Genomic DNA, 20,294 nt, shown 5'->3' with positions numbered 1-20,294 from the left:
TTCACTCGACAGCTCCTACACGGTTTTGCATTCCCTGTAGGCGCTGTCGAGTGAAACGAGGCTGCGATCTTTTGATCTTCTATCAGGATTTAGGCGGATTGACCTTGGCCGCGAGGGCATATGCCTTCACCGTCGCCGGACGACTCTGGATGTGGTTGAACCAGCGCAGCACGTTGGGGAAGTCTTCCAGATTCTGGCTCTGCCACTTGTGGGAAACGATCCACGGGTAGATCGCCATGTCGGCAATGCTGTATTCGCTGCCAGCGACGAAGTCTTTATCGGCCAGCTGCTTGTCGAGCACGCCATAGAGGCGGGCGGTCTCGTCGATGTAGCGCTTGATCGCGTAGGGGATTTTCTCCGGCGCGAACTGGCTGAAGTGATGATTCTGCCCCGCCATTGGCCCCAAGCCGCCCATTTGCCAGAACAACCATTGCAGCGCTTGTTGGCGGCCGCGCAGGTCTTTGGGCAGGAACTTGCCGGTTTTCTCTGCCAGGTACAACAGAATCGCCCCGGACTCGAACAGTGCCATCGGCTCACCGCCATCGGCCGGTTCGGGATCGACGATGGCCGGAATTTTGTTGTTCGGGGAAATTTTCAGAAATTCGGGTTTGAACTGGTCGTTCTGGCTGATGTTGATCGGGTGCACGTTGTAGGGCAGGCCGGCTTCTTCCAGGAAAATCGAGATTTTGTGGCCGTTGGGGGTGGTCCAGTAATACAGGTCAATCATGGAGTACTCCAAATCAAGAGACGTCGTTACTTGGGGACAGCAAACGCCGGCATCAGTCGTCCTGTTTGCGTTCGATAGCTTGCCTGTAGGAAGAGGTGATGCTGAAGTGCGTGAAATTCAATGACCCCGCATGAGAAAAACCGGCATGGAGCTCAAAACAAACGCGGTACTGATCATCATCGATCAACAAAAAGGCATCCTGCATCCCAAACTCGGTCGCCGAAATAATTCTCAGGCCGAGCAGCGAATGCTCGATTTGCTAGGGCATTGGCGCCGAACCGGGCGACCGATCATTCATGTGCAGCACTTGTCCCGGTCGCCGGAATCGGTGTTCTGGCCGGAGCAATCGGGGGTGGAATTTCAGGAGCGGTTTCAGCCACAGACCGGTGAACAGCTTGTAAAAAAGCAGGTGCCGGATGCGTTTTGTGCGACGGGGCTTGAGAAAAGTTTGCGAGAGGCGGGGATCGATCAGTTGGTCATCGTTGGCGTAGCGACCAACAACTCGGTGGAATCCACGGCGCGAACGGCCGGGAATCTAGGGTTTGATGCGTGGGTCGTGGAGGATGCGTGTTTTACCTTCGACAAGGCTGATTATTTTGGCAACGCCCATTCAGCCGAAGAAGTGCATGCGATGTCGTTGGGGAATTTGCAGGGCGAGTATGCGACGGTCGTCAGCACCGTGCAGATCCTGAATTGATGGTGACTAACCGTCCGTCTTCGCGAGCAGGCTCGCTCCCACAGGGCCTCACCGGTCCAATGTGGGAGCGAGCCTGCTCGCGAAGGCGATTCAACAGGCGAAGAAGTTCTTCGCCCGAAGCATCAAGCGCCGTGGCACTTCTTGAATTTTTTGCCGTTGCCGCAAGGGCAAGGGTCGTTGCGGCCGACGTCTTTCAGGGCGTTGCGCACCGGTTCCTGGTGGGCGTGGCCGCAGTTCGGGCCGTGGACATGGCCATGGTCGTGATCATGGTGGTCGTGATGGTCATGATCGTGGTTGCAGTCAGGGCCATGGACATGGGGTTGCTGGGTCATCGGTTTTGCTCCGGAATTAAATCGGCGGGGATTATCACGCCATTGCGCGCCAGGTGCACGTAGTGCGCGATGAATAAACCGGTTTCCAGTTCACCTTCCAGACGATAGGGAATGGGCTGCTCGGGTTTTTTCAGCAGTTTCACCAGATCCCGCACCTTGGGCCACAGGTTGGTGCGGATCGGCACTTTAAAGTAGGCACTGCGCTTGGGACCGACCGTGAACCAGTGTTCGTGCTCACCTTCGGTCAGCAGCATGTCGCCCAAGTGAATGCGGTACTCGATGCCTCGCACCGTCAGATCGCTGTCGTTGGGGTTGTCGACGCGAAAGTGCAGCAGGAATTTTTGCTGCATCAGTTTGGCCTGGACGACTTCGACCTTGACCAGATGCACTTGAGGTTCCGGTTCATCGTCGCCGAACCAGGACACACAGCCGCCGAGCCCCAGAAACAGGAGCAGGGTGAGGGTTTGAAAAACGCGCCGCTGACTGAGCATGGAGTGATCCTTCCCTTGTAGCAGCTGCCGAAGGCTGCGTTCGGCTGCGAAGCAGTCGTAAACCTGCCGACTCGGTCTACCTGAAACACCGCGCTGCCTGACTTCACGACAGCTTCGCAGCCGAACGCAGGCTTCGCCAGCTGCTACAGGTCACTCACTTCAACCGCTGAAATACCCCGCACAACACTTCTTGAATTTCTGCCCGCTCGCGCAAGGGCACGCATCATTGCGCCCGGCCTTGAGTTGTACGGTGGGGTCGATGAAGTACCAGTGGCCGGCGTTCTGCACGAACGACGAGCGCTCGCGGTGGCTGTGTTCGCCGCTGCCGTCGTGCCAGCGCGCGGTGAAGGTCACGAAGGCATGTTCCGGCTGACCGCCGAAGACCTCGGAGCTTTCCACTTCAAGGCCCAGCCAGGTGCTTTGGGCGCTCCAGTCGCTGATGGACTGTCGATCCAGGCCTGCCTGTTGTGCGGGCAGAGTGGTCGCCACCAGATAATCGATCAGCCCCAGTACGTACGCGCTGTAGCGCGAACGCATCAAGGCTTCGGCACACGGCGCCGGATGGCCGGCATGGTAATGACCGCAGCAGGCATCCAGCAGGGTGCCGCTGCCGCAGGGGCAAATGGATGTACTCATTTCGTTACCACCAATATTTCCCGAAGTTTTCCGGATTGGCCCAGAACCGTGAGTTGAGCCAGTCGGGTACTTGTTTGTAGTCAAGCAGATCATAGGTGAACAGCGTCAGCACTTGGTCGTCGCGCTGGAAGCGTTCGCTGGCTTGCAGGGCCAGGGAGAAAAAGTCGGTCTCCTGCCAGCCGCTGGCCGACAAGTCCGCCAGTACCGCGATGCGACTGGCGTTGAGGTTACGGATCCCGCCCAGCAGGTTCAGGCCATCGCGTTTGGGCAAATGTTCGAGGCAATCGACCACCAGCGCCAGGTCAAACCGGCGCGCCGCCAGTTCGGCAGGCAACGGTCCAGGTGCCGCATGGGCCACAAAAGTATCCGGGTGGGCGAGCTTGAAGGCCTCAAGCGCGGGAAACTCGCTGGCGCCAATCAGCAACAGGCGCGCGGGGGCATAACGATCAAGCAAAGCGGCCAACGCCTGCTGGGGCGTGCGCGAAGAAATACCTGCAATCATCGAAGATCCTCAATCAGAGCTGCCAAGACTAGCCTGCTCAAAGGGCCGGGCCTAGAGGTGGTTTGTCGCAAAAGCGCCGATCTACCGTGAACACGGAAGAAAACAGCAATGGCCTATTGCTGGCGGAGATTAAAACTCGGGTCTTTACTACCTGAATCGGTTCTAAGCCGATCCCCTCAGGAGAAAACTAGATGAGCATAGTTCGCACAGCATTACCCTTGGTTCTGCTAACCAGTGTGTTGACTGGTTGCGCAGGTTTGCAGAAAACCGACTGGCCGACCTGTGCGGCGGTCGGTGGTGTCGTGGGTGCAGGTCTCGGCGCGACCGAGAGCTCGGCATGGGCGGGGTATGGCGCGCTGCTCGTCGGCGGCACGGCTGCGGCCTATTGCTGGGTTCACGGTGATGGCGACGAAGACGGCGATGGCGTGCCGGATAGCCGCGACAAGTGCCCGGGAACACCTAGAGGCGTGCGGGTCGATGCCGACGGTTGCCCTCCACCGGTGCCTGCGCCAGTGGTCGAAGAAGCGGCCGTGGTTAAAGAAGAAGTCATCGTCATTCGCGATGTTCACTTCCAGTTTGACAAGGCCACACTGACCCCGGCCGACAAATTGGTACTCGATAAAATCGCCACTCGCTTGAAAGGGGAAGCGCCTAATGCCCAACTGACTGTAACCGGTCACACCGACAGTGTTGGCAGCGATACCTATAACCAGAAACTGTCGGATCGTCGTGCGCACTCGGTGGTTGAATACCTGATTTCCCAAGGTGTGCCCCGCAGCGAATTCGTGTCTGTTACCGGTGCCGGTGAAAGCCAGCCGGTTGCCGATAACAAAACCGCTGACGGCCGCTCGATGAACCGTCGCACGGAAATCAAAATCAACCGCTAAACCCCTCGTACTCCGCGGCTTGTGCAGTCGCGGATGCGGGTCTTTACTCCTGTGTAACCGGCATTGGCCGGTAACACAGGAGCTTTCACCATGAGCGTTCTCACACGGACCGTCTTGCCGGTTGTGCTGCTTGGCAGCCTGTTGACCGGTTGCGCTACTCACAGCGATGGCACCGCCCCCCTCAATCAACGAACCTGGCCAATCTGCAGCGTTATCGGCGGCCTGGTCGGAGGCGGTCTGGGCGCTCTCCAAAGTAGCGGTTGGGCGGCCGGTGGAGCGGCGCTTGGTATATTGACCGGTGGCTTGATCTGTTACGCCCAGGATGGCGACGAAGACGACGATGGTGTCTTCGATCGACGTGATCGCTGCCCTGATACCCCGGCCAATACCCCCGTCGAACATCATGGTTGCCCATTGCCGCAGTACCCGGCCAGCGTGAATCCTGAACCTGCGCAATCGGAGGTCATCACCCTGAACGACGCTGGCGACGTACTGTTTGCCTACAATCAAGCCGACCTGACCCCTGCCGCGAAGAGTCAGCTGGATTCGTTGATGCCCAAACTGCAAAGCGCCGATGTGGTGAGCATCAAGGTGATCGGTCATACCGACAGCGAAGGCACGGACGCCTATAACCAGGCACTCTCGGAACGTCGCGCCAGTAGCGTGGCGGCCTACCTGTTGAGTCAGGGTCTGGCGCCGAACAAGCTCACCAGCGAGGGCAAGGGCGAAAGTCAGCCGGTGGCCGATAACGAAACGGAAGAAGGACGGGCGAAAAACCGTCGGGTGGAGTTGTACATCAATCGCTGAGCCCCGTGATAGAGCCGTCGGACGACAATTGAGATCGGTCCGGCGGCCATTCGGCGGCCTTCACGAAGAATTTTCCGTTGCCCTCTGGCTTATCCCGCGTGGAAGCCGGTACTGTGCGCGCAAAGAATAATTCTAAACGGGGGAGCGTATGAACGTGTTTTGGGGGCTGGGGAAGTTGTTGACCCTGCTGTTCTGGCTGGTGGTGCTGGTCAACCAGCTCATGCCGTTCGTCAATCCTCTGCATCTATTGGTCGATCTGGTCGCAAGCCTGTTGGCGCTGATCCATCTTCTGGAGGCGGTGTTCTGCTACCGCAGCCTCAGAGGTCGCGCTCACCCTTGGCGTGATCGCCTGAAGGTCCTCTTTTTCGGCGTTTTCCACCTGCAAACCATCCCGGCTCCCACCGTACCGAAGGCTTCCCATGCGTAAACTCTGTCTGCTCGCCGCCCTCATCAGCCCATTGGCCTGCGCTCAGGTGGTGAGCGTCGAAACCAACTCCTTGATGCGCTTGCCCAACACCGCCAGCACCTTGCAACTGGAACGCCTGGAAGTGGCCGACTACGGCACGTTGTTGATTCCCTCGAATGTGACCGAGGTCACCGTCGGCGAATTGCATCTGGGTCGTGAAGCGCGGATCGCCATCGTGCCCAGCGAACAGCCGCTTGAGCTGAAGGTCAGTCGTGCGCAGTTGTCCGAAGGCAGCCAGATCACGTCTCGCGGCGCGCCGGGGACTTACCTCAAGGCCGCCCGCTCCGGGCGTAACCTGAACGTGCAGATCAAGACACTGAGTGCGCCGCTATTGTTGGTGGACGCTCGCGGTGGCGCGGGCGCACCGGGTTTCGTCGGTCTCGATGGGGCCAACGGTCAGGCACCGGGTTGTACCTGGGGCCAGGCCGGTCGCGGTGCCGATGGCAGTGATGGCAGCGACGGTCAGCCGGGCGCGCCGGGGGCGCTGGTTCGGTTGGAAGTGCCGCGTGATTACCCGGCGCAACAGATCAAGGTTCAGGTGGCGGGCGGTGCCGGCGGTGTTGCGGGGCCTGGCGGTAAACCGGGCGCGGGCGGCAAGGCCAAGGGCTGTTTCGTTTACAAGGCTGATGGCGGCAAGAATGGTCGTCCAGGTGCTGATGGCCAGCCGGGGCCTGTGGGTGCGGCGGGTTCGGTGACTGTTCAGCGGTTGTAGGACCGACCGAGAACCCCTGTGGTGAAGGGGTCTGTGGCGAGGGGATTTATCCCCGTTCGGCTGCGAAGCAGTCGCAAAATCAGGCAACTCTGAGTCTGAATTGGGGCCGCTTCGCAGCCCAACGGGGATAAATCCCCTCGCCACAAATTCCCCTCACCACAAAGTCTGCGAAGCTTTAAAACATCGGCCTCACCGCAGCAATCGCCACCAGCACCAACCCGACCATCAGATTAATCCCCACCAACTGTCGAATTTTCCCAAGCGTTGCAGCCCCGGTCGGCCAATCCTGCGCCGCCACCGCCGTGCGCAACGCTGGCAACAACAACGCCTGAATCCGGATAAACAGCGCCGTCATCACCACGTACAACCCCATCATCACCTGTACATACCGCGGTGCCGTTTCGAAGCCGCTGTACTGCAGATGCATCATGCCCACACCGCTGATTGCCAAAAGCACCACCGCGACCCAGACCCAGCGGAAAAAACCCTGAAACACTTCTACCCACAGCTTCAAACGGGCAGGGCCTTCCAAAGCCTTCATCGCCGCGGGGCGCAAGACCATCCACGCGAAAAACATGCCGCCAACCCACACCAGGGCTGACAGTACATGCAGGGTATAAACAAGGCTAAAGGGTGTCATTGGGGTACTCCGTTCTGCGCGGGATTAATTAGCGGGGTATGATAGCGGCCGATCCGAACCACTGAAAATTTATCCAGCGTTTTTTGCGCCCGACAATCCATGATCAGCACCGAACTCAAAACCACGATCCAGGGCGCCTACTCGCGTTTTCTCGAAGCCAAGAGCCTCAAGCCGCGCTACGGCCAACGCCTGATGATCGCCGAAATTGCCAAGGTCCTCGGTGACATCGACACCGACGACGAAGGCCGGCGCAGTGGCGACCCCGCGATTGTCGCGGTGGAAGCCGGCACCGGTACCGGTAAAACCGTGGCCTACAGCCTGGCCGCCATCCCCACGGCCAAGGCCGCCGGCAAACGCCTGGTGATCGCCACGGCCACGGTGGCCCTGCAAGAGCAGATCGTCTACAAGGATTTGCCCGACCTGATGCGCAACAGCGGGCTGAACTTCAGTTTCGCCCTGGCCAAGGGGCGCGGGCGCTACATGTGCCTGTCCAAGCTCGACATGTTGCTCCAGGAAGGTCACGCGCAAACCGCCACCGCTCAGCTGTTTGAAGAGGAGGGTTTCAAGATCGAGGTCGACGAGGCCAGTCAGAAGCTGTTCACCAGCATGATCGAGAAACTCGCCGGCAATAAGTGGGACGGCGACCGCGACAGTTGGTCCACCGCACTGGAAGACGCCGACTGGGCGCGCCTGACCACCGATCACAGCCAATGCACCAACCGCCATTGCCCGAACTTCGGCCAGTGCGCCTTTTATAAGGCCCGCGAAGGCATGGGCAAGGTCGACGTGATCGTCACCAACCACGACATGGTCCTGGCCGACCTGGCGCTGGGCGGCGGCGCCGTGCTGCCGGACCCGCGTGACACCATCTACGTGTTCGACGAAGGCCACCACCTGCCGGACAAGGCCATCGGCCATTTTGCCCATTACACGCGTCTGCGTTCCACCGCCGACTGGCTGGAAACCACCGCCAAGAACCTCACCAAATTGCTGGCCCAGCATCCGCTGCCGGGCGATCTGGGCAAGTTGATCGAACAGGTGCCGGAACTGGCACGGGAGATCAAAACCCAGCAGCAATTCATGTTCACCGCCTGCGAGCAGGTCGCCGATTTCAAACCCGGCGAAGACGTCGAAGGTCGCGAGCGGCCGCGTCATCGTTTCGTCGGCGGGGTTATTCCCGAGCACATGCGCGAAATGGGCATCGAGCTGAAGAAGGGCTTTGCCCGTCTCACCGACCTGTTCACCCGCCTCACCGAACTGCTCAAGGAAGGCATGGACGGCGAGGTCAACATCGGCATCGCCAGTAACCAGGCCGAAGAGTGGTATCCGCTGTTCGGCAGCCTGTTGTCCCGCTCTTCGGGCAACTGGGAGTTGTGGACTGCGTTCACCGTCGAAGACCCGGAAGACAACCCGCCGATGGCCCGCTGGCTGACCCTGGCCGAAAGCGGTTCGCTGTTCGACATCGAGGTCAACGCCAGCCCGATCCTCGCGGCGGAAATGCTCCGTCGTAATTTGTGGAACGTGGCTTACGGGGCGTTGGTGACCTCCGCGACCCTGACCGCGCTCGGCACCTTCGACCGCTTCCGTATGCGCGCCGGTTTGCCGAAAAAAGCCGTGACCGCGGTGGTCCCGAGCCCGTTTCATCATGCCGACGCTGGCGTGCTGCGAGTGCCGGACCTGAAGGCCGATCCGCGTGATGCGCCGGCCCACACCGCGGCGATCATTCGCGACTTGCCAGCCTTGGTAGAAGGTTCGCGCGGCACGCTGGTGCTGTTTTCCTCGCGCAAACAGATGCAGGACGTGTTCGACGGCCTCGACCGCGACTGGCGCAAGCAAGTGTTCATTCAAGGCAACCTGTCGAAACAGGAAACCCTGAACAAGCACAAGGCGCGGGTCGATGGCGGCGATTCCAGCGTGTTGTTCGGCCTGGCAAGTTTCGCCGAAGGGGTCGACTTGCCCGGCGCTTACTGCGAGCACGTGGTGATCGCGAAGATTCCATTCTCGGTGCCCGATGATCCGGTCGAAGCCGCCCTGGCCGAGTGGATCGAGGCTCGAGGCGGTAATCCGTTCATGGAAATCTCGGTGCCGGACGCTTCGCTGAAGCTGGTCCAGGCCTGCGGTCGCTTGCTGCGCACCGAAGAAGACCGCGGCACCATCACCTTGCTCGATCGACGTCTTGTGACCCAGCGTTACGGCAAGGCAATCCTCAATGCGTTACCACCCTTCCGTCGTGAAATTTCCTGATACACCAGTGGGCAATTTTGCCCACTGCGTTGTCTATCTCTCTACCATCGCTTTTCCACTGGCCCATCTGGGTCGTTAGGGAGAATTTCGTTCTCATGATTCGCCGTTCGTTACCTGCCGTTTTCGCTCTGATGTTCGCAGCCCCTTTGCTGGCGGCCCCTGCCGGCCAACAGACGCTGTTCAACTTTGTGCGCCCCGCCGATGTGGTCCAGGTGGCGACTCAGGACGCCAGCCTGCCGCAATCCAACGCCGAGCAAACGGCTGAAGGCGAAGTACTGCGTCGGGTGACGTTCAACCCGGTCGCCCAGCCGACCTTGCGTCTAACCCCGCAAACCGGCGCCTGGGACTGGTCGCAGTCGGGATTCATGAGTTTGCGGATTCAAAGCGCAATGGACTGGGCTGTGACCCTGTACGTGAAAATCCAGAGCAACGACGGCAAGACGCTGGTTAGCCGCGTCGACTTGCCGGCCGGCCCTGCGCAAACTTTATGGGTGCCGTTGCAGCCATTTACGCCATTGAGCCTTGGCCTGAAAGCCGGCCCGCCGATGCCGATGACGTTTGAGGGGCAGCGCGTATTGCTGGCCAGCAGCGCCGGTGAGCTGGAGCGTAGCCAGGTGGTGTCGGTGACCTTGTCGATGGATCAGCCGAAAGTCGCCCAGAGCATCCTGCTGGAACGCTTTGGCGTGCAGGACGGCGATGCGCTCAGCCAAGCGGCTTTTGGCGGCCTTGTAGACGCTTACGGCCAGTCGACCCGGGCCAAATGGCCAGAGAAAGTCAGCAGCGACGAGCAACTGAAAAGCGCCGCCGCCAAGGAACATCAGCAACTGAAAACCTGGCTGGCCGAGCGCGAGAAGTCGTCCCTGGACAAGTTCGGAGGCTGGAACAAAGGCCCGGCATTCAAGGCCAGCGGCTTTTTCCGCACTGAGAAGCGCGACGGTCGCTGGTACCTGGTGACGCCGGAAGGGCATCCGTTCTATTCGCTCGGGGTCAACACCGTCACCCCGGACGTCGACCAGACCTACGTCGCCGGTCGCGAGTGGATGTTCGAGTCCCTGCCCAAACCCGACGAGCCGCTGGCCAGCCATTATGGCGAAGGCGACAACCGTGGCGGCAACGGCGTAGATCAGGGCCGAGGCTACAATGCCGGTCGCTGGTACGATTTCTATGGTGCCAACTTGCAGCGTCTGTATGGCGCACCTTGCGTCCTGGGCAGCGAATCCAAGGCGGGTGTCGCCGAGGCCGCCAAGGCCGACGCCGTTGAGGCAACGGCCGAGAAGGCCGCTGAGCAACCTATTGCGCCTACGACGGCTGAAGCCGGTGTCGCCGAAGCCGCCAAGACCGGCGCAGTCGAAGCGACCGCCGCGAAAGCAGCTGAGCAAACACCTGCAGAACCCTGCAAAAACGTTGTTGATGAACAGCGCTGGGCCAGCCACACCCTTGATCGCCTGCAAGCCTGGGGCTTCAACACTATCGGCAACTGGAGCGCCCCGGCGCTGGCCAACGCTGACCGCGTGCCGTATACCTTGCCGCTGTCGATCGTCGGCGATTACGCCAGCATCAGCACCGGCACCGACTGGTGGGGCGGCATGCCCGACCCGTTCGACCCACGTTTCGCCATGGCCACGGAGCGTGCCGTGGCTATCGCCGCGCGCGACCATCGCGACGATCCATGGCTGATCGGTTATTTCGCCGATAACGAACTGGCGTGGGCCGGCCCTGGCGACGACCCGAAAGCCCGTTACGCCTTGGCCTACGGCACCTTGAAAATGACCACCGACGTGCCGGCCAAGCGCGCATTCCTCAAGCAATTGCGGGACAAATACCGTAATCAGGCGGGCCTTTCCAAAGCCTGGGGCATTGATTTGCCGGCCTGGGAATTGATGGAAGACCCAGGCTTCGTGCCGCCGCTGCCAAGCGCCGAACACCCGGAAATCGAAGCCGACTTCAAATACTTCCAGAAGGTTTTCGCCGACACGTACTTCAAGACCCTCTCCGACTCACTCAAGTGGCATGCGCCGAATCAGCTGTTGCTGGGCGGCCGGTTTGCCATCAGCACTCCTGAAGCCGTTGAGTCCTGCGCCCAGTATTGCGACGTGCTGAGCTTCAACATGTACACCCTGCAACCGCAGGGCGGATATGACTTCGCCAAGTTGCGCAGCCTGGACAAACCGGTGCTGATCACCGAGTTCAACTTCGGCTCGGCCGATCGTGGCCCGTTCTGGGGTGGCGTGACGCAATTGGCCAAGGAAGAAGACCGTGGCCCGGCTTACGCCAATTTCCTCAAACAGGCGATGAGTGAACCGTCGATCGTCGGCGTGCACTGGTTCCAATACCTTGACCAACCGGTTACCGGTCGTCTGCTGGATGGCGAGAACGGTCACTTTGGTCTGGTGGGCATTACCGATCTGCCGTTCCAGGGTTTCGTCGACAGCGTACGCAAGAGCAATTTGCAGACCGTCGATCAGCTCGGTAAAGAAGCCGAGAAGGCCAGGGCAGAGGCGGATAAAGCCAGCCATTCCGCCGAGGGCGGCCGCAAAGGCGACGCCGGCAAAGGCCCGGGGCAGGGCGCTGGCCATGCGGGTGGGCATTCCGGCAATGGCCACTGAGTCCTGTTAGACCGCGTTATCGTTCTTCGCGAGCAGGCTCGCTCCCACAATGGTCCAGCGTGAACCCTGTGGGAGTGAGCCTGCTCGCGATGGAGCCCGCCAAGGCACCATAAAATTCTGATCCAATCCATGGGCAACCGACCGCCCAGCCCGCCATAGTTCCCAAAACCCTCTAGGGCTGGAACAATGCGGGCCACTTATAGAGTGTTTATTCAGGGAGTTGCGGGTGCAGATTCAGGGTTTTTACGAGCTGAAGTTCGAAGCGGTGCGTGAAGCTTTCGCGGCGCTGTTCGATGATCCTCAGGAACGTGGCGCAGCGTTGTGCATCCAGATCGGCGGTGAAACCGTGGTCGACCTTTGGGCCGGCAGCGCTGACAAGGACGGCACCGAAGCCTGGCACAGCGATACCATCGCCAACCTGTTTTCCTGCACCAAGACCTTTACCGCCGTGACCGCCCTGCAACTGGTGTCTGAAGGCAAACTGCAACTGGATGCCCCGGTTGCCCGCTACTGGCCCGAGTTCGCCGCCGCCGGCAAAGAGTCCGTGACCTTGCGTCAATTGCTCTGCCATCAGGCCGGTCTGCCGGCGTTGCGCGAGTTGCTGGCACCTGAAGCCCTTTATGACTGGCAAACCATGGTTGACGCCCTGGCCGCCGAAGAACCGTGGTGGACGCCGGGGGTTGGTCACGGTTATGCGGCTATCACCTACGGCTGGCTGGTCGGTGAGTTGTTGCGTCGTGCCGACGGTCGTGGGCCGGGTGAGTCCATCGTGGCCCGGGTCGCGAAGCCTTTGGGCCTGGATTTCCACGTCGGCCTGGCGGACCAAGAGTTCCATCGCGTGGCGCACATCGCTCGTGGCAAGGGCAATGTCGGCGATGCCGCCGCCCAGCGCTTGCTGCAGGTGACCATGCGCGAGCCGAATGCCATGACTACGAGGGCGTTCACTAATCCGCCGTCGATCATGACCAGCACCAACAAACCCGAGTGGCGACGCATGCAGCAGCCGGCCGCCAATGGCCACGGCAATGCCCGCAGTCTGGCCGGGTTCTATGCCGGTCTGCTCGACGGCAGCTTGCTGGAAAGCGAAATGCTCGAGGAACTGACGCGCGAGCACAGCCTCGGCGAGGACAAGACTTTACTGACCCGGACCCGTTTCGGCCTGGGTTGCATGCTCGATCAACCGGACGTCCCCAACGCCACCTACGGCCTCGGCCCTCGGGCGTTCGGCCATCCGGGTGCCGGCGGTTCCACCGGTTTTGCTGACCCGGAGCACGATGTGGCCTTCGGCTTTGTGACAAATACCCTAGGGCCGTACGTCTTGATGGATCCGCGCGCGCAAAAGCTTGTGCGGGCACTGGCCACTTGTCTGTAAAACGCGCTCAGGGGTTCCAGGGCCGGAACCCCAAGGCCTTTATGCTTTCCAAGCGTCTGTTTATCCGGGTCAATCCGGCCTGATTTTTCATTACTTATTTTGTGGATATCCAATGTCATTCAATAAAACTCTCGCTTTGGCCCTGTGCTTCGCTATCACCGGTTGCGCACAAACTCCACAAAATGACTCCGATGGCAGCAGCTGGTGGCCGTTCGGTTCCTCCGACAAAGTCGCGGCTAAAAACCCGGCTCCGGCCCCGGCACCTCTGAAGCCTGCGGCAACCGCTCCGGTGGCCAAGACTGAAAGCTCCAACCCTTGGTACTGGCCATTCGGTTCCGATGAAGTTCTCGACAAGAAGCCAGAGGTAAAAGCTGAAGCCAAGCCTGAAGCCAAACCGGTCGAAGTGGCCAAGGCTGAAGCCGATGCAGGTGGAAAGTGGTACTGGCCGTTCGGCGGCAAAGAACAAAGCACCGCCAAAGCTGTGCCGATGCCTGACCCTAAAGTCACTCAAGCCTGGCTCGACGACTACGAACCGCGCCTGCGCGAAGCGATCAAGGGCAGCAATCTGCAACTCGAACGCCGTGATAACGTATTGGTGGTTACCGCGCCGGTAGAAGGCTCGTTCAACCCTGACCGTCCGGCCATGCTGCTGCCGGTGACACTCGGTCCGTTCACTCGCGTCGCGAAAATCCTTGAAGTTGATCCGAAAACTGCCGTGCTGATTCTCGGCCACAGTGATACATCGGGTGCCGCACCGGCCAACGTGAAACTGAGCCAGGAGCGTGCCCAGGCCGTGGCAGCGATTTTCCGCCTCAGCGGTTTGCAGCGTGATCGTCTGATGCTGCGCGGTATGGGTGGCGAAGCCCCGCGTGCTGCCAACGACAGTAATGAAGGGCGTGCCTTGAACCGTCGCGTGGAACTGCTGGTGACCCCGCAAAACACCATGGTCGCGTTGCTGAGCAAGTACAACATGCCGGCCCCGGCGCCAGTGAAGTTGGTCGCTGCCCAGGACGTCAAGCCAGTGGTCAAACCGGTTACCCCTGCGCCAGCCGCGAAGAAGGCCGATGTGCCTGCTGCGAAAAAAGCCCCGGCCAAGAAAGCCGCCGCCAAGAAGGCACCGGCTAAAACTGCGACGCCGGCGAAAAAGACTGCTCCGGCCAAAGCCGCTGCCGACCCGAAGAAAGTCGCCGACGCCGCCGATACTGTAAAAAAGTGATTCGTTAACCAAAAGGAATGCGCCATGACCCAGGGCCTGGCTGATATGCGTCGCGACTACACCCGTGATGGCCTGACCGAGGCGCAAGCCCCGACCGAGCCGTTCGCGCTGTTCCATCAGTGGTTCGCCGACGCGGTCAAAACCGAGCAGGTGCCGGTGGAAGCCAACGCCATGACCCTGGCCACCGTCGATCAGGACGGTCGGCCGCATTGCCGCATTCTGCTGCTCAAGGGGCTGGACGAGCAGGGCTTCACCTTCTTCACCAACTACGACAGCGCCAAGGGCCAGCATCTGGCCGCGAACCCGTTCGCGGCCATGACCTTTTTCTGGCCGGCCCTTGAGCGCCAAGTGCGCATCGAAGGGCGGGTGGTGAAAGTTGCGCCTGAAGAGTCCGACGCCTACTTCCAGGTTCGCCCACTGGGCAGTCGTCTCGGTGCCTGGGCTTCGCCCCAGAGCCGGGTAATCGCCGATCGCGCCGAACTGGAAGCGCTGCTCAAGAACACCGAGCAACGCTTCAGCGACACGCAACCTCATTGCCCTGAGCACTGGGGTGGTTACCGTTTGTTACCGGAGCGCATCGAGTTTTGGCAAGGCCGTCCGAGCCGCCTGCACGATCGCCTCAACTATCGTTTGCAGGGCGCCGACTGGATTCTTGAGCGTCTGGCACCTTAAGCCGTCTACCGATCGAGATAGCCTGCCGCAGCGGCTTCAAGCCACTGGGGCAGGTCTCGGCGCTTGATCTTCTGCGCTTGAGCGTTCGCCAGTTGCTGGAGCATGAACGCCTTTTTCTGCTCGTCTTTACCCGCCAGTGCCAACGCCAGATCGCGGTCCATCCATTGTTTGATCCGCACGTATAGCCACCAATGGAAATACAAACCGGCGACGGTAGTGGCGACAATGATGAAGTAATCCATGACAATCCTTGGGTCAGCGGCGCAGATTCCGGAATTTGCCGCTACTGTGTGGTGAGTTCGTGGAGGCGTCTGTACCGGGCCTGAATCAAACCAATTTTATCCGGGCAATGTCGTGACAGGCGTCAAGCTGCGGAGTTTAATGAATACCTGTCCTTTGGAGTTGATGCTATGCGTAAGTCTGTTCTGCTGGTTGCTTCCTTTTCCACGATGGCGATGTTGCTCACCGGCTGCCAATCGAGCCTGACCGGTGACTCCTACTCCCGTGACGAAGCGCGTCGCGTTCAGACCGTTCGCATGGGCACTATCGAGTCCCTGCGACCGGTCAAAATCGAAGGCACCAAAACCCCGATCGGCGGCCTTGCCGGTGCGGCGGTGGGCGGTGTTGGCGGCAGCGCTGTCGGTGGCGGTCGCGGCAGCATCGTTGCTGCGGTTATCGGCGCCGTCGCTGGCGGCCTGATCGGCTCGGCCACTGAAGAGGGCCTGACCCGCGCCCAAGGCGTCGAAATCACCGTTCGCGAAGACGACGGCAGCATGCGCGCCTACGTGCAACAGGTTCAGGAAAACGAAGTGTTCCGTGTTGGCGAGCGGGTGCGGATTGCTACTGTTGATGGGACTAGCCGCGTTTCGCACTAAGCGGGAATACGGGTAAAAGAAAACCCCTATCAGGTGACTGGTCGGGGTTTTGTTTGTTAAGGATTGTCACGGTGCGGCGCGGGGGCCTATAAAATATTCCAGCCCCTCGGGGAAGTCGATTTCTAATAGTTCTGCAACCTGTAGGATTTGAGTACCTGTCAGCTCTAGCTCTCCAGGCTCTATTTCTTCCAGTTTTTTTGACTCGGTCAATTGAGCCAATGCCTGGTTCATCTCATAGTCTTTGATGATCAGTTGGAACTGCAATGAATTGTCTTGTTTTTCATCAGGGTAAAAGCCGGTGATGGATAGATAGCGCACGTTTTTTATCTTCAGTCATTTTGAGGTCCTTCTACCTGGCTTCGCAGCCCTCGAAAAGGGGCCGCGCGACGTTAACGAAATTGGCTGACCATCCGGTCAGCGGTAAGTCGAGGGTCTCGGCGGGGTTACCAGTTCTCGCGGTAATCGAAAGATAGTTGGTGATCGTAGGCGGCCAGGTCAATTAGGTGGCGAAAGTAGGGTTGAATAATGGCAACCCAATGGCTGCCAACATCAAAGCCTCCATTGTTAATATTGTTTTCGACGGGGATGCCGAGAGCATCAAGTATTGACTCATCGTCACCTAAATCTTTGGAGGACTCTTCCCCCTCACAAATTTCAGTATGCTTGTCATACCATTCCAACCTTAGTTTCAGTCCCATCGTCGTCTCACAAGTATTTTTTGGGGATGTTGCGTTTAGATTGAGCATCGTCACGTTGCTCACCTGTTATGGGGTCAAATGCTCCCAAGTGACTCCCATTACTTGCGCGATAAGCTTCCAGCTCCCCATGCATAGAGTCCCACTCGTAGATGGTTTTGCCCTTTGCATCAATCCAGCGCTCTCTAAGTCCTCCGCCTCCTACGATGGGATTCTTTTTCTTGGCCTTTCTGTCGGCGGATAAACCCAAATATGCGGCGCTTGCGGAGCTGCTTCCAGCGCTGGAATACCAAGGATGTCGGAACCATCCACAGCCGGTGTCCAGATCAGCTCAACACCATCCCCTAGATCCGCCACCTGCTGGCTGCCGCGCAAGCTGAACTGCACGACATCAACCATTTCCCAATCGCGGTTCCTGCCGGTGTAGAAACCGTATCCCTTGAGACTGCCGTCAGCCTGTTGCTCGACTCTTAGCCGAACACGAGTTCGAGCCTGTTTCAGGGCGCGCAACTGATCTTCGGTGTAGAGCGCGCTGTCGCCCAGGCTCGGTGTCCAGAAAAACGCGACCAGGCCGGCCAATATGGCGGTTCCTGCAGCGCCGAGTGCTGCGGTGGGAACGGCGGAAGTCGGGGCGCGAAGAGCAATTCGACCGATACCGAGCGAGACGGTACTGCCACTGATCGTTTCAAGATTCAGCAGACCGGCATCGTCTACCTCGCGAGCACCGAGCCAGGCGACTTCTCCGTAGTCCTTGAGGCTGTCGGTAGGCACCATCCCCGAAGGATTCGAGTAATCGATGATGGCGTCGGGAAGCTTGCAGGACTTGGCAAAAACGCAGCCGGCGCGAATTGATTCCTGCTTTTTCGCGACAACCTCACGACTCCGTTCGAAGGCGTCTTGCCTCGCAAGCATGGCGTCGTAAGCGTTTTGTCTGGCCTCCCGCGCGGCCAGTTCGGTGGCCGTCATGAAGCGGTGAGTGACGTGATGCCCGTCGCCTGACGGTGGGTTCTGAACCCGGGGAATGTCCTTATTGCCAGCCACTGATCTTCCTTGCGTTCGTACGTCGACAGCCCCCAAAAAAGGGGCTGTGCGACGTTAACGAACGAGGCTGATTGTGGCTGTAGGACGAGTCTTGAATGACTCTAAGAGTTGTCTCTGATTATCAGGATGGCAACGCAGTGTTCTTGCGACTCGCTGCCGCCGTCACCGCATAACCAATCAACGCCGCCAATATCGACCCGGTCAAAATCCCCATCCGATCCATCCCGGCGTATTCACTGACTCCCGGCTCAAACGCCAGGGAGCCGACAAACAGGCTCATGGTGAAGCCGATGCCGCAGAGGATTGCCACGCCCAGCACTTGGCCCCAATTGGCGCCTTGGGGCAGGGCGGCGATGCCGATTTTCACGGCCAGCCAGGTCAGGCCGAAGACGCCGAGGGTCTTGCCCAGCAGCAGGCCGACCGCGATGCCCATCGGCACGTGGTGGGTGAAGCTTTCGACGGTCACGCCGCTCAGGGACAGGCCGGCGTTGGCGAAGGCGAACAGCGGCAGGATGCCGTAGGCCACCCATGGATGCAGGGCGTGTTCGAGGGTCAGCAGCGGCGACGGTTCGGCGTTTTTTGTGCGCAGGGGAATGCAGAAGGCCAGGGTCACACCGGCCAGTGTCGCGTGGACGCCGCTCTTGAGCACACAGACCCAGAGGATCAAACCGATGATCATGTACGGCCCGAGCTTGACCACGCCGAGCCGGTTCATCGCGATCAGTGCCACGATGCACGTCGCGGCCAGAGCCAGCGAAAGGGTCGAAAGCGTACCCGAGTAGAAGATCGCAATGACGATGATTGCGCCGAGGTCGTCAATGATCGCCAAAGTCATCAGGAAAAGCTTCAGCGATACCGGCACCCGCTTACCCAGCAGGGCCAGTACGCCGAGGGCGAAGGCGATGTCGGTGGCCATCGGGATGGCCCAGCCACCCAGGGCTGCCGGGTCATCGCGGTTCAAAAACCAGTAGATCAGCGCTGGCACCACCATGCCGCCAATCGCCGCCGCGCCGGGCAGGACGATTTGCGACGGTTTCGACAGTTGGCCGTCGAGGACTTCGCGCTTCACTTCCAGGCCGATCAGCAGGAAGAACAGGGCCATCAGGCCGTCGTTGATCCACAGCAGCGCCGGTTTGGCGATTTGCAACGCGCCGACCTGCGCCACTACCGGAGTGTCCAGAAAGCTGCTGTAAAGCCACGACAGCGAAGAGTTGTTGATGATCAAAGCCAGGGCAGCAGCGGCGATCAATAACAGTCCGCTGGCAGCTTCCAACTGGAAGAAACGCGTGAAAGTGCTACGCAGAGGCAAGGTTGCTCTCCATCGATGAATTCAAAAGGTGGCACACCCTAACCCGTACCGTTAGTTGTTAAAACAAAAGTTATATTCTTTTTTGTTATATGCCGTTACAACGCGAACGGCCGGCAGGGACCTGAGCCTAGCAGTTGCCGGGCGTATTGAACCTCAGCTGTACCTGTGCGTGATGTAGGTTTTTTCCTAAGCTTGTTAGCTGAGCCTTGCAACAAGGCCGACTCAACGAGAAAACCATCATGAGCGACAACCGACAGTGGGCCCGCGAAGCCATCCGGATCATCGAAGCCGACTTCCAGCGCAGCGCCGACACTCACCTGATCCCCTTGCCGCTGCCAGGTTTTCCGGGCATCGAGTTGTATTTCAAGGATGAGTCCAGTCATCCCACCGGCAGCCTGAAGCACCGATTGGCGCGCTCGTTGTTTCTGTATGCGCTGTGTAACGGCTGGCTCAAACCCGGTGCGCCGGTGATTGAAGCGTCCAGCGGTTCGACGGCGATTTCCGAAGCGTACTTCGCCAGTTTGCTGGGCTTGCCGTTCATTGCGGTGATGCCGGCAACCACCTCCAAGGAGAAGATCGCGCAGATCGCTTTCTACGGCGGCAAGAGTCACTTGGTCGACGATCCGACGCAGATCTACGCCGAATCCGAGCGTCTGGCTCGCGAACACGATGGGCATTTCATCGACCAGTTCACCTATGCCGAGCGCGCTACCGACTGGCGGGCGAACAACAACATTGCCGAGTCGATCTTCCAGCAAATGCGCTTCGAGCTGCACCCCGAGCCGAGCTGGCTGATTTCCAGCCCCGGCACCGGCGGCACCACCGCGACGCTGGGCCGTTACGTGCGTTACCGCCAACATTGCACCCGCGTTCTCTGCGCCGATGCCGAGCGCTCGGTGTTCTTCGATTACTACCAGACCGGCGACGCCAGTCTGCGCCTGGATTGCGGTTCGCGGATTGAAGGCATTGGCCGGCCTCGGGTGGAGGCGTCGTTCCTGCCCAAAGTGATCGATGCGATGGTCAAAGTACCGGACGCGTTGTCTCTGGCGGCCATGCATTACCTGGCACAGCGTTTGGGACGTCGGGTCGGCGGGTCGAGCGGGACCAACCTGATCGGCGCCTTGATGGCGGCCCAGCAGATGGCGGCGGCGGGGGAGTCGGGGTCAATCGTGGCGATTCTGTGTGATGGCGGCGAGCGCTATGCCACCACCTATTACGATCAGGCTTGGCTCAAGACCCAAGGGTATGAGTTGAGTGGTTTGATGGATGCCGTGGCGGGGAGTGTCGAGCGCGGTGAGCCGCTGCCGGCCACCGTTCTACGCGCAAACATCTGAGATTGTTCAAACACTGAAGAACCAATGTGGGAG

General features: G+C 59.8%; 22 protein-coding genes and 1 pseudogene. 12 read left to right on the top strand and 11 right to left on the bottom strand.

What is annotated here, in order from left to right; all coding sequences use genetic code 11:
• Positions 1 to 82: 82 nt before the first annotated feature.
• Positions 83 to 727, bottom strand: coding sequence for a glutathione S-transferase N-terminal domain-containing protein (locus tag ACYZTW_RS26775; RefSeq protein ID WP_462002486.1), 645 nt, complete (start codon positions 725 to 727; stop codon positions 83 to 85).
• Positions 728 to 872: 145 nt separating this feature from the next.
• On the opposite strand from ACYZTW_RS26775, the gene ACYZTW_RS26770 reads away from it, so the two are divergent.
• Positions 873 to 1,424, top strand: coding sequence for a cysteine hydrolase family protein (locus ACYZTW_RS26770; RefSeq protein ID WP_462002485.1), 552 nt, complete (start codon positions 873 to 875; stop codon positions 1,422 to 1,424).
• Positions 1,425 to 1,546: 122 nt separating this feature from the next.
• Here ACYZTW_RS26770 and ACYZTW_RS26765 read toward each other — a convergent pair whose 3' ends face one another.
• The 4 genes from ACYZTW_RS26765 to ACYZTW_RS26750 form a co-directional block, all read right to left on the bottom strand.
• The gene (locus ACYZTW_RS26765; protein WP_007906737.1) at positions 1,547 to 1,756 is read right to left on the bottom strand and encodes an SEC-C metal-binding domain-containing protein; all 210 of its coding nucleotides are present in this window, start codon (positions 1,754 to 1,756) and stop codon (positions 1,547 to 1,549) included.
• The gene (locus ACYZTW_RS26760) at positions 1,753 to 2,247 is read right to left on the bottom strand and encodes an LEA/WHy family protein (protein WP_462002484.1); all 495 of its coding nucleotides are present in this window, start codon (positions 2,245 to 2,247) and stop codon (positions 1,753 to 1,755) included. Before ACYZTW_RS26760 ends, ACYZTW_RS26765 begins: the two co-directional genes overlap by 4 nt.
• 159 nt (positions 2,248 to 2,406) lie before the next feature.
• Positions 2,407 to 2,883 (bottom strand): YchJ family protein, encoded by a 477-nt coding sequence (locus ACYZTW_RS26755; RefSeq protein WP_462002483.1) that lies wholly within the window; start codon positions 2,881 to 2,883, stop codon positions 2,407 to 2,409.
• Between the two features lie 4 nt (positions 2,884 to 2,887).
• On the bottom strand, positions 2,888 to 3,385 hold the full coding sequence (locus ACYZTW_RS26750; protein ID WP_462002482.1) for a DUF6231 family protein: 498 nt from the start codon (positions 3,383 to 3,385) through the stop codon (positions 2,888 to 2,890).
• A gap of 191 nt (positions 3,386 to 3,576) precedes the next feature.
• Here ACYZTW_RS26750 and ACYZTW_RS26745 point away from each other — a divergent pair, with 191 nt between their 5' ends.
• The 4 genes from ACYZTW_RS26745 to ACYZTW_RS26730 all read left to right on the top strand — a co-directional run bounded on the left by ACYZTW_RS26745 (position 3,577) and on the right by ACYZTW_RS26730 (position 6,257).
• The gene (locus ACYZTW_RS26745; protein WP_129441754.1) at positions 3,577 to 4,272 is read left to right on the top strand and encodes an OmpA family protein; all 696 of its coding nucleotides are present in this window, start codon (positions 3,577 to 3,579) and stop codon (positions 4,270 to 4,272) included.
• A gap of 90 nt (positions 4,273 to 4,362) precedes the next feature.
• Positions 4,363 to 5,079, top strand: coding sequence for an OmpA family protein (locus ACYZTW_RS26740; protein WP_462002481.1), 717 nt, complete (start codon positions 4,363 to 4,365; stop codon positions 5,077 to 5,079).
• A 148-nt stretch (positions 5,080 to 5,227) separates the two neighbouring features.
• Positions 5,228 to 5,506 (top strand): DUF1145 domain-containing protein, encoded by a 279-nt coding sequence (locus ACYZTW_RS26735; RefSeq protein ID WP_462002480.1) that lies wholly within the window; start codon positions 5,228 to 5,230, stop codon positions 5,504 to 5,506.
• Entirely contained in the window at positions 5,499 to 6,257 is a 759-nt protein-coding gene (locus tag ACYZTW_RS26730) for a collagen-like triple helix repeat-containing protein (protein WP_462002479.1), read from the top strand. The genes ACYZTW_RS26735 and ACYZTW_RS26730 overlap by 8 nt, the downstream gene beginning before the upstream one ends.
• A 175-nt stretch (positions 6,258 to 6,432) precedes the next feature.
• Here ACYZTW_RS26730 and ACYZTW_RS26725 read toward each other — a convergent pair whose 3' ends face one another.
• Positions 6,433 to 6,897 carry a CopD family protein gene (locus ACYZTW_RS26725; RefSeq protein ID WP_462002478.1) on the bottom strand — a complete coding sequence of 155 codons (465 nt, stop codon included), beginning with the start codon at positions 6,895 to 6,897 and terminating at the stop codon, positions 6,433 to 6,435.
• Positions 6,898 to 6,996: 99 nt separating this feature from the next.
• Between ACYZTW_RS26725 and dinG the strand changes: the two genes are divergently transcribed.
• The 5 genes from dinG to pdxH all read left to right on the top strand — a co-directional run bounded on the left by dinG (position 6,997) and on the right by pdxH (position 15,007).
• Positions 6,997 to 9,141, top strand: a complete 2,145-nt coding sequence (gene dinG / locus ACYZTW_RS26720) for an ATP-dependent DNA helicase DinG (protein WP_154979014.1) — start codon at positions 6,997 to 6,999, stop codon at positions 9,139 to 9,141.
• Positions 9,142 to 9,236: 95 nt separating this feature from the next.
• The gene (locus ACYZTW_RS26715) at positions 9,237 to 11,747 is read left to right on the top strand and encodes a beta-galactosidase (protein WP_462002477.1); all 2,511 of its coding nucleotides are present in this window, start codon (positions 9,237 to 9,239) and stop codon (positions 11,745 to 11,747) included.
• A gap of 226 nt (positions 11,748 to 11,973) precedes the next feature.
• Positions 11,974 to 13,119 carry a serine hydrolase domain-containing protein gene (locus ACYZTW_RS26710; protein ID WP_462002476.1) on the top strand — a complete coding sequence of 382 codons (1,146 nt, stop codon included), beginning with the start codon at positions 11,974 to 11,976 and terminating at the stop codon, positions 13,117 to 13,119.
• 112 nt (positions 13,120 to 13,231) lie between these two features.
• Positions 13,232 to 14,335 carry an OmpA family protein gene (locus ACYZTW_RS26705; RefSeq protein WP_462002475.1) on the top strand — a complete coding sequence of 368 codons (1,104 nt, stop codon included), beginning with the start codon at positions 13,232 to 13,234 and terminating at the stop codon, positions 14,333 to 14,335.
• Positions 14,336 to 14,359: 24 nt separating this feature from the next.
• Positions 14,360 to 15,007 carry a pyridoxamine 5'-phosphate oxidase gene (gene pdxH / locus ACYZTW_RS26700; protein WP_462002474.1) on the top strand — a complete coding sequence of 216 codons (648 nt, stop codon included), beginning with the start codon at positions 14,360 to 14,362 and terminating at the stop codon, positions 15,005 to 15,007.
• Between the two features lie 5 nt (positions 15,008 to 15,012).
• Here the strand turns inward: pdxH and ACYZTW_RS26695 are convergent, their stop codons facing one another.
• Positions 15,013 to 15,249: a hypothetical protein gene (locus ACYZTW_RS26695; RefSeq protein ID WP_462002473.1), complete on the bottom strand. Its 237-nt coding sequence runs from the start codon at positions 15,247 to 15,249 to the stop codon at positions 15,013 to 15,015.
• 168 nt (positions 15,250 to 15,417) lie between these two features.
• Between ACYZTW_RS26695 and ACYZTW_RS26690 the strand changes: the two genes are divergently transcribed.
• Positions 15,418 to 15,882, top strand: coding sequence for an outer membrane lipoprotein (locus ACYZTW_RS26690; protein WP_046056377.1), 465 nt, complete (start codon positions 15,418 to 15,420; stop codon positions 15,880 to 15,882).
• Between the two features lie 66 nt (positions 15,883 to 15,948).
• Here the strand turns inward: ACYZTW_RS26690 and ACYZTW_RS26685 are convergent, their stop codons facing one another.
• The 4 genes and pseudogenes from ACYZTW_RS26685 to nhaA all read right to left on the bottom strand — a co-directional run bounded on the left by ACYZTW_RS26685 (position 15,949) and on the right by nhaA (position 18,927).
• On the bottom strand, positions 15,949 to 16,200 hold the full coding sequence (locus ACYZTW_RS26685; protein WP_462002472.1) for a pyocin S6 family toxin immunity protein: 252 nt from the start codon (positions 16,198 to 16,200) through the stop codon (positions 15,949 to 15,951).
• Between the two features lie 125 nt (positions 16,201 to 16,325).
• The gene (locus ACYZTW_RS26680; RefSeq protein WP_462005844.1) at positions 16,326 to 16,628 is read right to left on the bottom strand and encodes a colicin E3-like toxin immunity protein; all 303 of its coding nucleotides are present in this window, start codon (positions 16,626 to 16,628) and stop codon (positions 16,326 to 16,328) included.
• Positions 16,588 to 17,618, bottom strand: a pseudogene (locus ACYZTW_RS26675) (colicin E3/pyocin S6 family cytotoxin). The gene ACYZTW_RS26680 and the pseudogene ACYZTW_RS26675 overlap by 41 nt, the downstream one beginning before the upstream one ends.
• A 121-nt stretch (positions 17,619 to 17,739) precedes the next feature.
• The gene (gene nhaA, locus ACYZTW_RS26670) at positions 17,740 to 18,927 is read right to left on the bottom strand and encodes a Na+/H+ antiporter NhaA (RefSeq protein WP_462002471.1); all 1,188 of its coding nucleotides are present in this window, start codon (positions 18,925 to 18,927) and stop codon (positions 17,740 to 17,742) included.
• Between the two features lie 236 nt (positions 18,928 to 19,163).
• On the opposite strand from nhaA, the gene ACYZTW_RS26665 reads away from it, so the two are divergent.
• Complete coding sequence (locus ACYZTW_RS26665) at positions 19,164 to 20,261, top strand: PLP-dependent cysteine synthase family protein (RefSeq protein WP_462005843.1); 1,098 nt, start codon at positions 19,164 to 19,166, stop codon at positions 20,259 to 20,261.
• The last annotated feature ends 33 nt before the right edge of the window (positions 20,262 to 20,294 follow it).

It is taken from the genome of Pseudomonas sp. LB3P25, assembly GCF_054897985.1.
Note: the sequence above shows the minus strand (reverse complement) of the source record. Positions and strands in the feature narration are given on the sequence as shown.

Excerpts from the sequence above, each read along its gene's own strand:
- ACYZTW_RS26775 (WP_462002486.1), bottom strand. The coding sequence starts at position 727 with ATGATTGACCTGTATTACTGGACCACCCCCAACGGCCACAAAATCTCG.
- dinG (WP_154979014.1), top strand. The coding sequence starts at position 6,997 with ATGATCAGCACCGAACTCAAAACCACGATCCAGGGCGCCTACTCGCGT.
- ACYZTW_RS26735 (WP_462002480.1), top strand. The coding sequence starts at position 5,228 with ATGAACGTGTTTTGGGGGCTGGGGAAGTTGTTGACCCTGCTGTTCTGG.
- ACYZTW_RS26770 (WP_462002485.1), top strand. The coding sequence starts at position 873 with ATGGAGCTCAAAACAAACGCGGTACTGATCATCATCGATCAACAAAAA.
- ACYZTW_RS26705 (WP_462002475.1), top strand. The coding sequence starts at position 13,232 with ATGTCATTCAATAAAACTCTCGCTTTGGCCCTGTGCTTCGCTATCACC.
- ACYZTW_RS26730 (WP_462002479.1), top strand. The coding sequence starts at position 5,499 with ATGCGTAAACTCTGTCTGCTCGCCGCCCTCATCAGCCCATTGGCCTGC.
- ACYZTW_RS26745 (WP_129441754.1), top strand. The coding sequence starts at position 3,577 with ATGAGCATAGTTCGCACAGCATTACCCTTGGTTCTGCTAACCAGTGTG.
- ACYZTW_RS26765 (WP_007906737.1), bottom strand. The coding sequence starts at position 1,756 with ATGACCCAGCAACCCCATGTCCATGGCCCTGACTGCAACCACGATCAT.
- ACYZTW_RS26715 (WP_462002477.1), top strand. The coding sequence starts at position 9,237 with ATGATTCGCCGTTCGTTACCTGCCGTTTTCGCTCTGATGTTCGCAGCC.
- ACYZTW_RS26750 (WP_462002482.1), bottom strand. The coding sequence starts at position 3,385 with ATGATTGCAGGTATTTCTTCGCGCACGCCCCAGCAGGCGTTGGCCGCT.
- ACYZTW_RS26755 (WP_462002483.1), bottom strand. The coding sequence starts at position 2,883 with ATGAGTACATCCATTTGCCCCTGCGGCAGCGGCACCCTGCTGGATGCC.
- pdxH (WP_462002474.1), top strand. The coding sequence starts at position 14,360 with ATGACCCAGGGCCTGGCTGATATGCGTCGCGACTACACCCGTGATGGC.
- ACYZTW_RS26690 (WP_046056377.1), top strand. The coding sequence starts at position 15,418 with ATGCGTAAGTCTGTTCTGCTGGTTGCTTCCTTTTCCACGATGGCGATG.
- ACYZTW_RS26695 (WP_462002473.1), bottom strand. The coding sequence starts at position 15,249 with ATGGATTACTTCATCATTGTCGCCACTACCGTCGCCGGTTTGTATTTC.
- ACYZTW_RS26725 (WP_462002478.1), bottom strand. The coding sequence starts at position 6,897 with ATGACACCCTTTAGCCTTGTTTATACCCTGCATGTACTGTCAGCCCTG.
- ACYZTW_RS26680 (WP_462005844.1), bottom strand. The coding sequence starts at position 16,628 with ATGCTCAATCTAAACGCAACATCCCCAAAAAATACTTGTGAGACGACG.
- ACYZTW_RS26740 (WP_462002481.1), top strand. The coding sequence starts at position 4,363 with ATGAGCGTTCTCACACGGACCGTCTTGCCGGTTGTGCTGCTTGGCAGC.
- ACYZTW_RS26760 (WP_462002484.1), bottom strand. The coding sequence starts at position 2,247 with ATGCTCAGTCAGCGGCGCGTTTTTCAAACCCTCACCCTGCTCCTGTTT.